14 protein-coding genes are annotated in these 13575 nt (G+C 43.1%); 5 read left to right on the forward strand and 9 right to left on the reverse strand.

The genetic code is table 11. The annotated features are described in order from the left end of the window. Positions 1–36 precede the first annotated feature (36 nt). On the forward strand, positions 37–1440 hold the full coding sequence (lpdA, locus tag ACFQZI_RS03455; RefSeq protein ID WP_377138439.1) for a dihydrolipoyl dehydrogenase: 1404 nt from the start codon (positions 37–39) through the stop codon (positions 1438–1440). A gap of 95 nt (positions 1441–1535) precedes the next feature. Then, entirely contained in the window at positions 1536–1976 is a 441-nt protein-coding gene (locus ACFQZI_RS03460) for a sterol desaturase family protein (RefSeq protein WP_377138442.1), read from the forward strand. Here ACFQZI_RS03460 and ACFQZI_RS03465 read toward each other — a convergent pair whose 3' ends face one another. After that, the gene (locus ACFQZI_RS03465) at positions 1977–2978 is read right to left on the reverse strand and encodes a tetratricopeptide repeat protein (RefSeq protein ID WP_377138444.1); all 1002 of its coding nucleotides are present in this window, start codon (positions 2976–2978) and stop codon (positions 1977–1979) included. Between ACFQZI_RS03465 and murB the strand changes: the two genes are divergently transcribed. Together murB and ACFQZI_RS03475 are read left to right on the forward strand one after the other, a co-directional pair. Then, positions 2970–3989, forward strand: coding sequence for a UDP-N-acetylmuramate dehydrogenase (gene murB, locus ACFQZI_RS03470; protein ID WP_377138446.1), 1020 nt, complete (start codon positions 2970–2972; stop codon positions 3987–3989). The two genes, ACFQZI_RS03465 and murB, sit on opposite strands and share 9 nt — an antisense overlap. A 271-nt stretch (positions 3990–4260) precedes the next feature. Then, a complete protein-coding gene (locus ACFQZI_RS03475) occupies positions 4261–4797 on the forward strand; it encodes an RNA polymerase sigma factor (RefSeq protein WP_133229354.1) in 537 nt (178 codons plus the stop codon). A gap of 198 nt (positions 4798–4995) precedes the next feature. Here the strand turns inward: ACFQZI_RS03475 and ACFQZI_RS03480 are convergent, their stop codons facing one another. Genes ACFQZI_RS03480 through ACFQZI_RS03495 form a run of 4 tightly spaced genes read right to left on the reverse strand, consistent with a single transcriptional unit; the run spans position 4996 to position 7341 of the window. Beyond that, a complete protein-coding gene (locus ACFQZI_RS03480) occupies positions 4996–5232 on the reverse strand; it encodes a cytochrome b5 domain-containing protein (protein WP_377138449.1) in 237 nt (78 codons plus the stop codon). Next, the gene (locus ACFQZI_RS03485; RefSeq protein ID WP_377138451.1) at positions 5232–5915 is read right to left on the reverse strand and encodes a lycopene cyclase domain-containing protein; all 684 of its coding nucleotides are present in this window, start codon (positions 5913–5915) and stop codon (positions 5232–5234) included. Before ACFQZI_RS03485 ends, ACFQZI_RS03480 begins: the two co-directional genes overlap by 1 nt. After that, entirely contained in the window at positions 5916–6482 is a 567-nt protein-coding gene (locus tag ACFQZI_RS03490) for a hypothetical protein (RefSeq protein WP_377138453.1), read from the reverse strand. Positions 6483–6507: 25 nt separating this feature from the next. Next, positions 6508–7341: a phytoene/squalene synthase family protein gene (locus tag ACFQZI_RS03495; protein WP_377138455.1), complete on the reverse strand. Its 834-nt coding sequence runs from the start codon at positions 7339–7341 to the stop codon at positions 6508–6510. A 125-nt stretch (positions 7342–7466) separates the two neighbouring features. Here ACFQZI_RS03495 and ACFQZI_RS03500 point away from each other — a divergent pair, with 125 nt between their 5' ends. Continuing rightward, a complete protein-coding gene (locus ACFQZI_RS03500; protein ID WP_377138458.1) occupies positions 7467–8954 on the forward strand; it encodes a phytoene desaturase family protein in 1488 nt (495 codons plus the stop codon). A 172-nt stretch (positions 8955–9126) separates the two neighbouring features. On the opposite strand, the gene ilvA is transcribed toward ACFQZI_RS03500, so the two are convergent. The 4 genes from ilvA to leuB all read right to left on the reverse strand — a co-directional run bounded on the left by ilvA (position 9127) and on the right by leuB (position 13564). Further along, positions 9127–10377 carry a threonine ammonia-lyase IlvA gene (gene ilvA / locus ACFQZI_RS03505; RefSeq protein WP_377138461.1) on the reverse strand — a complete coding sequence of 417 codons (1251 nt, stop codon included), beginning with the start codon at positions 10375–10377 and terminating at the stop codon, positions 9127–9129. A 3-nt stretch (positions 10378–10380) separates the two neighbouring features. Continuing rightward, positions 10381–11547 carry a 2-isopropylmalate synthase gene (locus ACFQZI_RS03510; RefSeq protein WP_377138463.1) on the reverse strand — a complete coding sequence of 389 codons (1167 nt, stop codon included), beginning with the start codon at positions 11545–11547 and terminating at the stop codon, positions 10381–10383. Positions 11548–11680: 133 nt separating this feature from the next. After that, positions 11681–12439 carry a class I SAM-dependent methyltransferase gene (locus tag ACFQZI_RS03515; protein ID WP_377138466.1) on the reverse strand — a complete coding sequence of 253 codons (759 nt, stop codon included), beginning with the start codon at positions 12437–12439 and terminating at the stop codon, positions 11681–11683. A gap of 54 nt (positions 12440–12493) precedes the next feature. Further along, a complete protein-coding gene (gene leuB, locus ACFQZI_RS03520; RefSeq protein ID WP_377141729.1) occupies positions 12494–13564 on the reverse strand; it encodes a 3-isopropylmalate dehydrogenase in 1071 nt (356 codons plus the stop codon). Positions 13565–13575 lie beyond the last annotated feature (11 nt).

Raw genomic sequence — 13575 nt, forward strand, 5'->3', positions numbered from 1 at the left:
AACATTCCTTAACTTTGGCCACCAAAATACACTACTATGCAATATGATGTAATCGTTATAGGTTCTGGTCCGGGTGGTTATGTGGCGGCGATACGCTGCGCCCAGCTGGGAATGAAAACCGCAATTATCGAAAAATATAACACTCTTGGCGGTACCTGTTTAAATGTAGGCTGTATCCCGTCAAAGGCCTTGCTTGATTCGTCGGAGCATTACCATAACGCCGCCCATACTTTCACTACACACGGTATTAAATTAGATAACCTGGGTATTGATTTTGGCCAGATGATAAAACGCAAGCAGGAAGTTGTTGACGCTAATACCAGCGGCATCACCTACCTGATGAAGAAAAACAAAATAGACGTACACGTTGGTGTAGGGTCTTTTAAAGATAAGAACACCATTATTGTAACCAAAGCCGATGGAACTACCACCGAGCTGACTACTGAAAAGGTGATCATTGCTACAGGTTCAAAGCCATCGAGCCTGCCGTTTTTGAAGATTGATAAGAAACGCATCATAACTTCTACCGAGGCTTTAACCCTTACCGAAATACCTAAACACCTTATATTGATAGGCGGCGGGGTTATTGGCTTGGAGCTGGGGTCGGTTTACGCTCGTTTGGGTGCCAAGGTATCTGTAATTGAATATATGGACAGCATTATCCCAACTATGGATAAAGCCCTTGGCCGCGAGTTGCAGAAGGTATTGAAGAAACTGGGTATGGATTTTTACCTGGGCCACAAAGTAACCGGCGCTACTGCGAAAGGTAAAGAGGTTACCGTTACGTTTGATAACCCAAAAGGCGAAAAGCAGGAACTTAAAGGCGATTACTGTATGGTAGCCGTTGGCCGTGTAGCTTATACCGATGGTTTGGGTCTTGATAAGATAGGCATCTCCGTTGAAGAGCGTGGCCGCAAAATTACGGTTGACGAGCACCTGGAAACCAGCGTTAAAGGCGTATACGCCATTGGCGATGTAATTAAGGGCGCCATGCTGGCCCATAAAGCAGAAGATGAAGGTACATTTGTTGCCGAACTTATTGCCGGACAAAAACCGCATATCAACTATAACCTGATACCGGGTGTGGTTTATACCTGGCCTGAAGTGGCCGCAGTTGGTTTCACCGAAGAGCAATTGAAAGAAGCCGGAACAAAATATAAAGTTGGGTCATTCCCGTTCAAAGCCAGCGGCCGTGCCCGCGCAAGCGGTGATCTTGACGGTTTTGTAAAAGTATTGGCTGATGCTACTACTGATGAGATCCTTGGTGTACACATGATAGGCCCGCGCGCTGCAGATATGATAGCCGAGGCGGTTATCGCGATGGAGTTCCGCGCTTCTGCAGAGGATGTAACCCGCGCCAGCCACGCGCACCCAACCTACACTGAAGCTATGCGCGAAGCATGTTTAGCAGCTACAGAAAATAGGGCGATACATATTTAAGAAATTTCGAATTTCGGATTTTCGATTTCGGATCTAAGAATATAAAAGCAGAACAATTACGGTTGTTTCTGCTTTTTACATTTAAGACAAGATAAATGCAGGTACTAATAAATATTGGAATTGTTTTATTGACTATTGCCACCATGGAGTTGCTGTCCTGGGCTATGCATAAATACTTGTTTCATGGGCCGTTGTGGTTTATCCATAAAACGCATCACCAGGAGCGTCACGGCTGGTTCGAGTTGAACGACCTGTTCAGTATTGGCTTTGCGGCGTTGGCCTTATGGCTGATGTGGGCAGGGCACGTTAATTTAGATTACCGCTTCTGGATAGGCACCGGCATCAGTACCTATGGCACTATTTATTTTGTCTTTCACGATTGGTTTATACATAATCGTTTCAAGGCTTTCCGCAGTAATAACCGTTACCTGATGGCTATTAGACGAGCCCACAAGATCCACCACAAATCAACAGAGAAAAATCCTTCGGAAGAGTTTGGATTGTTGGTGGTGGGGAAGAAGTGGTTTAGGAGGTAGTTATTTCTTTAATTCGGCGATTTTTTCCGTAGCAATCTTTTTATTTTCTGCATCACCATATTTAACCACCAATTCATAATATCTAATAGCGTTAGATTTATCTCCAAGTAGGCTGTATGAGTAAGCAATATTGTTTAAAACGATATCATCCTGCGGCTTTATTTTCTCTGCTTTTAAAAGTAAAGGCAATGCATTTTTATAATCCTTATTTACGATATAGTACACGGCAACATCTGACAAGCTTTCTACATGGTCAGGATGATACTTGAGCACAGTTTCGGCAATGCTTTTTATGTCTGCCATATATTGGTCTCCCTCGTTAAACATTTGCGAAACATATTGTTGTACAGTGGCAAGCATAAAATCTTGAGGGTCTTCTAATCGTTTACCATCCGTCCAGGCCCATTTATAATTGATAGTTTCACCGTAGTTTATCGCTGTAATTATCTCTTGAGTGAAAAGTTTATAATTCTTTATACGGCCCAATACATAAACTTTTCCAAATCTCATATCTAATCGGTTAGGAAACTTGCTTATCCCGGTATCAATATAGTTGAAGCCTTTATTAATTAAAGTTTCATTGTAGCTTTTCGACTCCCCTAAGTATCCTGCTACCTTATTATTCTTATCTTTTATTTCGAATCCGTTATTGTTTTTTTTGTCATTTGTGAGGCTTAATATGGGCTTTAATCCTTCTTGCGCGTAAAAGTTATATGCATATACATAAAACTCCGGATCGTTAGGGACGGCCTTACGCCACTGTTTGAGCAGGGCTAAGGTGGCATCGGCGTTTCCTTTAGGGAAAATCTCTTTGAATTTAGCTTTAAAATCCTGAGCCGAAACTGTGGTTATAACGCACAAAATTAAAAGTACTATAAGTGATAATTTAGGCTTCATTGAGCTGAATTTGGAATGAAGATAGTGAATTAGTTTTTCAACTATCGCATACCAATTAAATTCCCGAAATTCGTCCCATTCCAAATCATCAACCTCATGCTGCAAATACAGGAAAATGTTTCGCTTAGAAAATTCAACACTTTTGGTATTGATGTTAACGCACGCTACTTTGCCGAGATTAGTCATGAGGATGAACTGACCGAACTTTTTGCAGACCCGCAATGGCTGCAGGCAAAACGGCTTATACTTGGCGGTGGCAGCAATATGCTGATGGTAAAAGATTTTGAAGGCCTGGTTATTCGCATGAACATCCGTGGTATCGAACACCGCATTAGTCATGATGATGTGTTTGTGGAAGTTGGCGGCGGCGAAGTTTGGAATGACCTGGTGAACTTTTGCGTAGACCGCAACTATGCGGGTATGGAAAACCTGAGCCTTATCCCTGGTTCGGTTGGGGCATCTCCCATTCAAAATATCGGGGCTTACGGGGTGGAGTTGAAAGATGTGTTCGAGAGCTGCCGTGCATTTGAAATAGCAACGGGCAATTTCCGTACGTTCACCAAAGAAGATTGTAAATTTGGATACCGTGAAAGTGTTTTTAAAAAAGAACTTGCGGGGCAATACATCATCGTATCGGTAAAGTTCCATTTATCGTTAAAACCGAACATCAACCTAAAATATGGCGCTATAGAGCAGGAGCTGGCTAACCGAGGCATCAGCAACCCTACTATTGAGGATGTGTCTAAAGTAGTATCATACATCCGCGTATCTAAACTTCCCGATCCATCAACCATTGGCAATGCCGGCAGTTTTTTCAAAAACCCTGTAATAGGCGATGTGCAATTCAGGTTATTGATGGAGCAATTTCCGGATGTGGTAAATTACCCCGCTGGCGAAGGGCAGCATAAACTTGCGGCCGGCTGGCTTATAGAGCAATGCGGCTGGAAGGGAAAAGTTGTTGGAAACACCGGTACCTGGAAGAACCAGGCGCTGGTTTTAGTGAACCATGGCGGCGCAACGGGCGAAGAAGTGTACAGCCTTTCGTCGCAAATCATAGACAGTGTGTACACAAAATTTGGCGTTATGCTACAGCGCGAGGTTAATATAATTGATTAATTAATTTAATTATAGTTTAATTATCGGCCTGTCTCATCTACAGTAAGTTAAACAACTATTTGTTTTAACTATTTGGTTTTATCTTCTTAATAATACAATTGCATGATAATGGGCTGTAAAGCGCTAATTTATAGGTGTTTGTAGCATGATGTTTATTTTTTCAGTCAATTTCTCTTTGTGTATTCATTTTAAGCGGACACGATTGTAATTTCATAGGCTTTTCATGATTGGTATTATGTTTGTCTAATACTCAATACAAAACATTAACAGAATGACAAAGATTGAGTTTAACACCCTGGTATTACGTCAAGCAAGTTCATTAAGGTCATACGCCTTACATTTTACACACGATGCTGACGACGCAAACGACCTTGTTCAGGATACAATGTTGAAAGCTATAACTTACTATAACAAGTTTAAAGAAGGTACTAACCTTAAAGGCTGGTTGTACACTATCATGAAAAATACTTTCATCAACAATTACCGCCGTTTTGTTAAAATGAGCACATTTGTTACTAAAAGCGACGAGATATCTTCTCCGAACCTGGTATTCAGCTCAACAAAAAACCAGGGCGAAGCTAAATTTGTGATGGATGATATAAAACGCGCTTTAGACCGTTTACCTGCAGATTACTATGTACCTTTTACCATGTATTTTGAAGGCCATAAATACCACGAGATAGCCGACCATTTAACCATCCCGATAGGTACAGTTAAAACCCGCATCCACGTAGCCCGCAAGCTGCTTAAAAAGAACTTAAAAGCTTACGATAACGGTGTTGCAAAACCTATTTACGCCGAAAACTAAGATTTAATAAACTCAATATATATACAAAAACCTGCCCAATGGCAGGTTTTTTTGTTTACTTAATTTAGTATCAATAATGAATTTATGATGATAGTGGTGGCACAACTGTGTCAGTAATTTATGCGTCAAGTTATTGATTATGAGATGTTCACAAAAATTAAGTAACATTTGTGCATCGTGAACGTGAACATTTTCTTCTTAAGCCAACTTGCCAATAGCAACAAATTTCTCAAAAACGGTTTCGGTATGTGGGGCATCCACGAGTTCATCAGTCAGGTCCTGCCCGGCCCAGTGTTCGTAATGTTTTCCCTTGCGCCACAGGCGGCTGTCGGTAACATCGTAAATAATGCCTTTGTAGGCTACCCATATCTGCGGCTTATCCTGCCCGTTGCGCAGCGCTAATTGCGATTTGGTATATATGGGTAAATCGGCCATTATACAGCAACCTTTTTACGGTTCTTAAAATACTCAAAAAAGCCAACGTTCATCAGCAATAGGGCCATGCTATAAAAATGATCTTCGAAGGGGATAGTACCTACGCGTACTGCCATGTTTTGCGCATCGTTATAAAGTACAACTGGTATGGAAGTAAGCAGTCCATTTACCAAATAAAACGGTATAAGCGACACCACAAAGGCCATAAAAAATCGGTTAAGCCAATCAGCCTTAAAGTAATAGAGTAGCAGTATTAATATTACCGCCAGCAAGCCAAAGGTTACAGCAGTGTACAGCCGGGTATAATATAAAACGAGTAAAGCAACAGAAGTGCCTATTAATAAATTTGAAATGATCCTTGCCGCAGCATTCGTCGGTTGCCATTTTACATAGTAATTTAGGCAGGCATAAATAAATATACAAGCGAAAGGCACAGTTAAGAAAAATAAGATCTCCTCAAGCGGCAATCCAAAAAACTTTATACCAATGATATATTGAGCATTAAACGACCATACACCATGAATGGTAAACAGCACATCCCAAAACAAAAATAACAATCCTGTAATTGCCATACCCGGCCAAATGAACCGCCAGCTTTTGGCAAAGGCCACGCGTTTATCAAACGATAACACAACCGGGAAAAAAATGGTAAGTATGTTAATAAGCAGGTAGGTATATTTCACTTATAATGAGGCTAAATGCTGTGTAAGGATATGATGCTCGGCCAGGGTACAGCGCTTAGAGTTTATCAGGAAAGTTATAATGGTTTTTACAAGTGCTGTATCTGCCGAAGAATAATGCTTGCGGTCTATTTGTTTGATGATCTCGGTACGGTCGGCATCAAGGTTTTTGTTATAACCTAAAAAGCCCGGCACATTATGTTCTACTGAAAAGCGCATAAACCTAATCTCTATATTATTTGGATCCCTGGTTATAGCGCCTTTAAAGCTTTTTTCGGCGTCTTTAAGGTATTTGATCTTGTAATAAGGGTTCCAGGTATGCTTAGCTTTTAATGCTTCCAAAGTGCCCATATAACCAATTATAAGTCCAGTGCGGTTCTTTATCGACCCGAGGTCGCGATAAAGTGAGTCAGTTGTTTTGCTGCTGTTAATTGCAGTTACCAATAGTTTACGTATTACATGCAGGTTAGGTTCAACATCATCCGGAACAGCGCCCGCATTGCTTCGGTTTATCGGTACAATCAGCATCAATACAGCTGTAATAAACAAATATTTGAACTGGGTTAGCATAACAATTATAACGGTACCGGTAATGTTAAATTATATTAAACCTTTGATGTAACCGCGCTTTAAAGTACAAGCTTAGCTTTTGCGTATCAGATACCCTTATCCTTTTTTGCATAATGGTTAGCGCTGTAGTAGCCTTGATTTTTTTAAACAATTGCAAGTAATAAATATAAGCTACATAAACACCCAGTCTGCTCCCTTTTGGCAATAACTTTATCCCTTGCAGTGCATCGTCAAAGTCCTTTTTGATGTCGGTCTCTATCAAATGCTTGTCGGCTTCGGTAAAATTTTTGAAGTCTACCTCGGGGAAATATGTACGGCCGCGGTCCTCATAATCCGACTTAATATCTCTCAGGAAGTTTATTTTTTGAAATGCCGAACCCAGGCTTTTAGCTTTTGGTACCAATTGTTGGTAAAGTGTGGCGTCGTTCTCACAAAATATGCGCAGGCACATTAAACCAACCACTTCTGCAGAGCCATAGATATAAGTTTTATATCCGTTATCGTCATACGCGGTTTTATCCAGATCCATTTTCATGGAGGTGAGGAACGCCTCTATCAGTTCTTTTTCAATTTGATATTTATTAACCACCTGCTGAAACGACTGTAAAACAGGATTGGTACTAATGCCCCTGTCTATCGCATTAAAAGTTTCATACTTAAACTCATCTATAAGCCGGCGCTGATCGTGATCGTAAAAGGTATCTACTATCTCATCTGCATAGCGCACAAAGCCGTATATGGCGTAAACGGGGTATCTAAAACGTTTATCGAACGCTTTAATACCGCTGCTAAAAGAAGTACTGTACTTAGTGGTTATCAGTTTGCTGCATTCAAAGCACGTTTCATCAAACAGGTTCATCACTCAAAAGTACAAAATGAAAGCTGTATTGTTTCAATCCTCTATTACGGATAGAATGTAGAAATTTTCATTCACTCCACTTTATAGAGGGCAGGGATGAGGCTTTTTGTTTAATTTGGTCGCTGATGGATGCTAAAAGGAAAATTATTGTAATAGGAGCAGGTTTTGCGGGGCTCGCCTCGGCCTGTGTATTGGCAAAAGAAGGATACCAGGTTACTATTTTAGAAAAGAACGACCAGCCGGGCGGTCGCGCGCGTGTTTGGGAAAAGGACGGCTTTAAGTTTGACATGGGCCCCAGCTGGTATTGGATGCCCGATGTTTTCGAAAATTTCTTTGCCATTTTTGGTAAAAAGCCATCAGACTATTACGACCTCAAACGCCTCGATCCCGGTTACCGGGTTTACTATGGCAAGGATGATATACTTGATGTACCTGCCAATATGCAGGAGCTGGAAAAGCTTTTTGAAGAAACAGAGCCTGGCAGCAGTATTGGCCTGCGTAAGTTTTTAGAGCAGGCGGCCTATAAGTACAAAGTAGGCATGGGGGAATACGTTTTTCGCCCCTCGCATTCCATTACCGAATTCATTGACTTTAACCTGATCCGCAAAAGTATGAGCATGCAGTTGCTCACCAGTATGGGCAGCCATGTGCGGCAGTATTTTAAAAATCCCAAACTGATCAAACTTTTAGAATTCCCGGTGCTTTTTTTGGGCGCCACTCCGCAGGATACTCCCGCTATGTACAGTATGATGAACCATGCCGACCTTACCCTTGGTACATGGTACCCCATGGGTGGCATGAACGAAATAGTAAAAGCCATGGTGAACGTTGCCGAAAGCTATGGTGTGGAAGTTAAATTAAATACCGAGGTAACTAAAATTGACATTGCAGATAAAAAAGCTAAAACCATTCAAACCAACAACGGCAGGTATAACGCTGATTTTGTTATAGCGGGTGCCGATTACGAACATATAGACCAGCATGTTTTAGAACAACCTGACAGGAACTACACCCCTAAATATTGGGATAAGCGTACCATGTCGCCATCGAGTTTGCTGTTTTACATTGGTACAAATAAAAAAGTTGAGGATATTCAACACCACAACTTGTTTTTTGACGAGGATTTTGAGTTGCACGCTAAAGAGATCTATAAAGACCCGCAATGGCCAAGCAAGCCTTTGTTTTATGTTTGCTGCAGCTCAAAGACCGACCCGGATGCAGCATCGGAAGGCGGAGAGAACCTTTTCTTTTTAATGCCAATAGCACCTGGCTTAGATGACAACGACGCCACGCGCGAAAAATATTTTGATTTAATGCTTAATAGGTTTGAATCAGTAACCGGTCAAAGCATCCGCGATGACATTGTAGTGAAACGCAGCTACGCATTGAAAGATTTTAAAGCCGACTACCATTCCTTTAAAGGTAACGCATACGGTTTGGCCAACACACTTGCCCAAACAGCATTTTTTAAACCCAGCATGCGGGCAAAGCATATTAAAAATCTGTTGTTTACAGGCCAGTTAACCGTTCCCGGCCCTGGTGTGCCTCCTGCTTTGATAAGCGGGCAGATTGCGGCCGCAGAGGCGATGATAGTGATGGGGGGTAAGAGTTAACTCTACTGTCATTGCGAGCGAGCGTGGCAATCCTCGCCTTGCAGAGCGACTCTGTAGATTGGGGATTGCCACGTCTTTCTTTTTAACGTCATGCTGAACTTGTTTCAGCGCCTCTCAGGACAAGTGGACTGTGTGTGAGTTGCCGAAATAAATTCGCATGACAAATTGGTGTTTACACCAAATACTCAAACAAAGTAGCGTCTTTATTTATCTCGATAACGTCAAAGCGGTTCTCGCGCATGCGTTCGAGCAGGGCTGGATAGTCTTCGGCGTTTTTTAGCTCGATACCAACAAGGGCAGGCCCATTTTCTTTAGATGTTTTTTTGATAAACTCGAAACGGGTAATATCATCACCGGGGCCTAATACCTCGGTCACAAATAATTTTAAAGCACCGGGGCGCTGCGGGAAGCGCACAATGAAGTAATGCTTCAATCCTTCATACAGCAGTGATTTTTCTTTGATCTCGGCCATACGGTCGATATCATTATTGCCACCGCTTATCACGCAGACAACGGTTTTGCCTTTTATCTGGTCTTTAACGGCATCAAGCGCTGTTACAGATAATGCGCCCGCGGGTTCAACCACAATGGCGTCCTCATTATATAATTTTAGAATGGTAGTACAAACCTTGCCCTCGGGTACGGTAAGCATATCATCCAACATTTCGCGGCAAATGTCAAATGTTTTTTCGCCTACACGTTTTACTGCTGCGCCATCAACAAACCGGTCGATAGCATCAAGTGTGGTGTTTTCACCATTGTTAAGCGATGTTAGCATGGATGGCGCACCTTCCGGCTCAACGCCTATCAGTGTAACATTGGGCAACTGTTGTTTCAAATAAGTACCCATGCCCGCTGCAAGGCCGCCGCCGCCTATAGGCATAATAGCTACATCAATATTTGGCAATTCCTGCAATACCTCAACGCCAACAGTTCCCTGGCCTTCAATGGTGCGGTAATCATCAAAAGGCGGAATGAAAACCATGCCGTGCTCCTGCGTGTACAGTAATGCTTCGCGCAGGCAATCATCAAATGTATCTCCTGTTAAAACCAGTTCAACATTGCCGTTGCCAAACATTTCTGTCTGTTTAACTTTTTGTTTAGGCGTTATCTCGGGCATAAAAATAACACCCTTAATGTTTTTCTTCTTGCATGAATAAGCCACCCCCTGTGCATGGTTACCCGCGCTGGCGCAAACTACGCCACGGCTCAGCTGCTCATCAGTAAGCTGGGCTATCAGGTTGTAAGCTCCACGCAGTTTGTACGAGCGTACAAGCTGCATGTCTTCGCGCTTTAAATATATTTTGCATTCGTATTTTGCCGATAATCCCTCATTAAACTCCAGGGGGGTATGCTTCACCACACCTTTAAGGCGCTGGTAGGCGGCGTCAAAATCTAAATGCACTTCTGTTGCTGTATCCATCACTTAGTTTTTTACCAGCCTGTGGGCCATTAAGCCTTGTAGGTCGTCATCATTTATATCCAGCTTGGCATCAGCAAGCGTTAAAAAAGTTTTATAAACTTCGTATAGTTCATCCTTATCCAGTTTATGACCAAGTCTTTCCAGGTGGAATTTGAGCGCATGGCGTCCACTGCGTGCTGTAAGTACAATACTGGCGCTTGGGAAGCCCACATCTTCTGGGCGAATGATCTCATAGTTATCGCGGTTCTTTAAAAAGCCGTCCTGGTGAATGCCGCTGCTGTGCGCAAACGCGTTGCTGCCTACAATGGCTTTGTTAGGCTGTACCGGCATACGCATCTGGCTGCTGATCATGCGGCTCATCTCGTAAAAGTTCTTACTGTTTACATTGGTGTGTAACCCAAGTACCGAGTGCGTTTTCAGGATCATCACCACTTCTTCGATAGAGGTGTTACCTGCACGTTCGCCAATACCGTTAATAGTACCCTCTATCTGGCGGGCGCCATTTTGTAAACCCGCTATGGAGTTGGCCGTAGCCAAGCCAAGGTCGTTGTGGCAATGTACCGAAATAATAGCCTGGTCGATGTTTTTAACGTTCTCTTTCAGGTATTTTATCTTAGCGCCATATTGATCTGGCAGGCAATAACCGTTGGTGTCGGGTATGTTTACCACCGTTGCGCCTGCACCAATAACAGCCTCAACCATCTGCGCCAAAAAGGCTACATCGGCACGACCTGCATCCTCAGCATAAAACTCAATATCTTCAACAGATCTTTTGGCGTATTTAACAGCTTCAACTGCACGTTCTAAAATCTCCTCGCGCGTGCTGTTGAATTTATGCTTAATATGCTGATCTGACGAACCAATCCCAGTATGGATACGCGGGCGCTTGGCATATTTTAACGATTCTACCGCCACGTCAATATCAGTTTTGTTGGCACGGGTAAGTGCGCAAACTACGGGCTCGGTTACGGCCTTCGATATCTCTACAACGCTTAAAAAATCCCCCGGGCTCGATACCGGGAAGCCTGCTTCTATAATATCCACACCCAGCGTCTCCAGCTCGCGGGCAATATCGATCTTTTCGGGAGTTGTTAACTGGCAGCCCGGTACCTGCTCGCCATCGCGAAGCGTGGTATCAAAAACGTAAACGCGGTTAGGGTCGTGTAACATATTCTTTTAGATTTGAGATGTTAGATCTGAGATTTGAGACTCGAACCTGTCATCGGTTAATTTCAATTTTTAATTCTTTTTTATGTAGATCGTAGTTTAATGATGCGAAATCTTATATCTCACATCTCAATTCTCATATCTCTTTTACTGCTATAAATCTTAATCTTTTATAATCGGCATACCATTGCCCGTTCTCGTTGTAATGCGGCTCCAGTAGTGCGGTAACTTCTTTCAGCATTTCCTGTTTTTCGGCAGCGGGCACACCCACCAGGTAAAGTGGCGCAAACATCGTTATCCATTTAGCCACGCCCTGGTCGCCATCCTGCAGCGGTGTTTTACGGTCAAAATGAACGGCGTAAGTCACTCTGAAACCGTGCTTTTCTAACCTGCTGGCGTATTCGCCCAGCGATGGGAAGTACCATACTTGCGTTTTAGCTTGTTTGTGGTATCCTCGTTGCTCTAACACTTGTTTTGTAGCGGCTATCAGTTTACCTACGTTGCCTTTACCACCCATTTCAGCAACAAAGCGGCCGCCGGGCTTAAGGCTTTTATAAACGCTATCCATCATGCCATCCTGATTTTTTACCCAGTGCAGGGCAGCATTTGAAAATATAGCATCATATTTACCAGCTTCATCAAATTTGCTGGCGTCGGCAACTTCAAATGTAACTTCGGGATAGCTCTCTTTTGCCTGGGCTATCATATCGGGCGAATAATCTGTACCCTTTACAATAGCGCCAGTGTTTTGGATTTGCTGCGTTAAATAGCCAGTGCCGCAGCCAATATCCAGGATATGCTCCCCCGGTTTGGCATCTAAGGTTTCCAGCACATTCTCACCAAACTGGTAAACAAATGCGTGTTTCTGGTCATATAGTTCAGCGTCCCATTTCATAGTTTCGTTATTGTGTCATTAGTCATTGAGTCATTTTTGACTTTTAATTTTGACTTACAAATACTCCAATACTTTTTGCCCCATGGCTTTGGTACCCAATATTTTGCTTTTGTCGGTATTGGCATCAGCTATATCGCCTGTGCGGTAACCTTCTTTTAATGTTTTGTCAATAGCGTTGGTTATCCTTTTAGCTTCTTCCTTCAGCCCAAAGCTGATCTCCAGCATGAGTGCCACCGATAGGATAGAGGCCAGCGGATTGGCTTTGTCTTGCCCGGCAATGTCATGCGCCGAACCGTGGATAGGCTCAAAGAAGCCCGTACCGTCACCAATTGAAGCGGATGCCAGCATACCCATAGAACCCGCTATTTGTGAGGCTTCGTCGGTAAGGATATCACCAAAAAGGTTGGCAGTTAAAACCACATCAAACTTTTTGGGGTTTTTAACCAATTGCATAGCGGCATTGTCGATGAACATGTGCTCTGTTTCAACATCGGGGTATTGTTTTGCCAGTTCCTGCACCACTTCGCGCCATAGGCGTGATGCCTCAAGCACGTTTGCTTTATCTACAGAGCATAATCTTTTGCCACGTACACGCGCGGCTTCAAAAGCTTTTGTAGCAATGCGTTCTACCTCGTAACGGTGGTAGATCATCAGGTCCGATGCAGTATTGCGGTCTTCGCTGCGTTTTTTCTCGCCGAAGTAAACATCGCCTGTTAACTCGCGGAAGAATAGGATGTCCGTTCCTTTTAATATTTCTGGCTTCAGGCTCGATGCATCCAGCAACTCATCAAATAACATGATGGGGCGAAGGTTGGCATACAAGCCCAGTTCCTTGCGGATCTTTAACAATCCCTGCTCGGGCCTAACCTTTGCTGATGGATCGTTATCGTATTTGATGTGGCCGATAGCGCCAAACAGGATGGCATCGCTTGCTTTTGCTTTTTCGAGCGTTTTATCGGGCAGCGGATTGCCTGTAGCCTCAATGCCGGCGTGGCCCATCAGGGCTTCGTCAAACGTAAAGTCGTGACCGCAATCAGCACCAATTTTCTCTAATACGGCTTTGCCCCAGGTGGTAACCTCAGGGCCGATGCCGTCACCTGGTATTACTAATATGTGTTTTTTAATTCCCATTATTA

Source organism: Mucilaginibacter lutimaris, assembly GCF_042676625.1.
GTDB classification, from domain to species: Bacteria; Bacteroidota; Bacteroidia; order Sphingobacteriales; family Sphingobacteriaceae; genus Mucilaginibacter; species Mucilaginibacter lutimaris.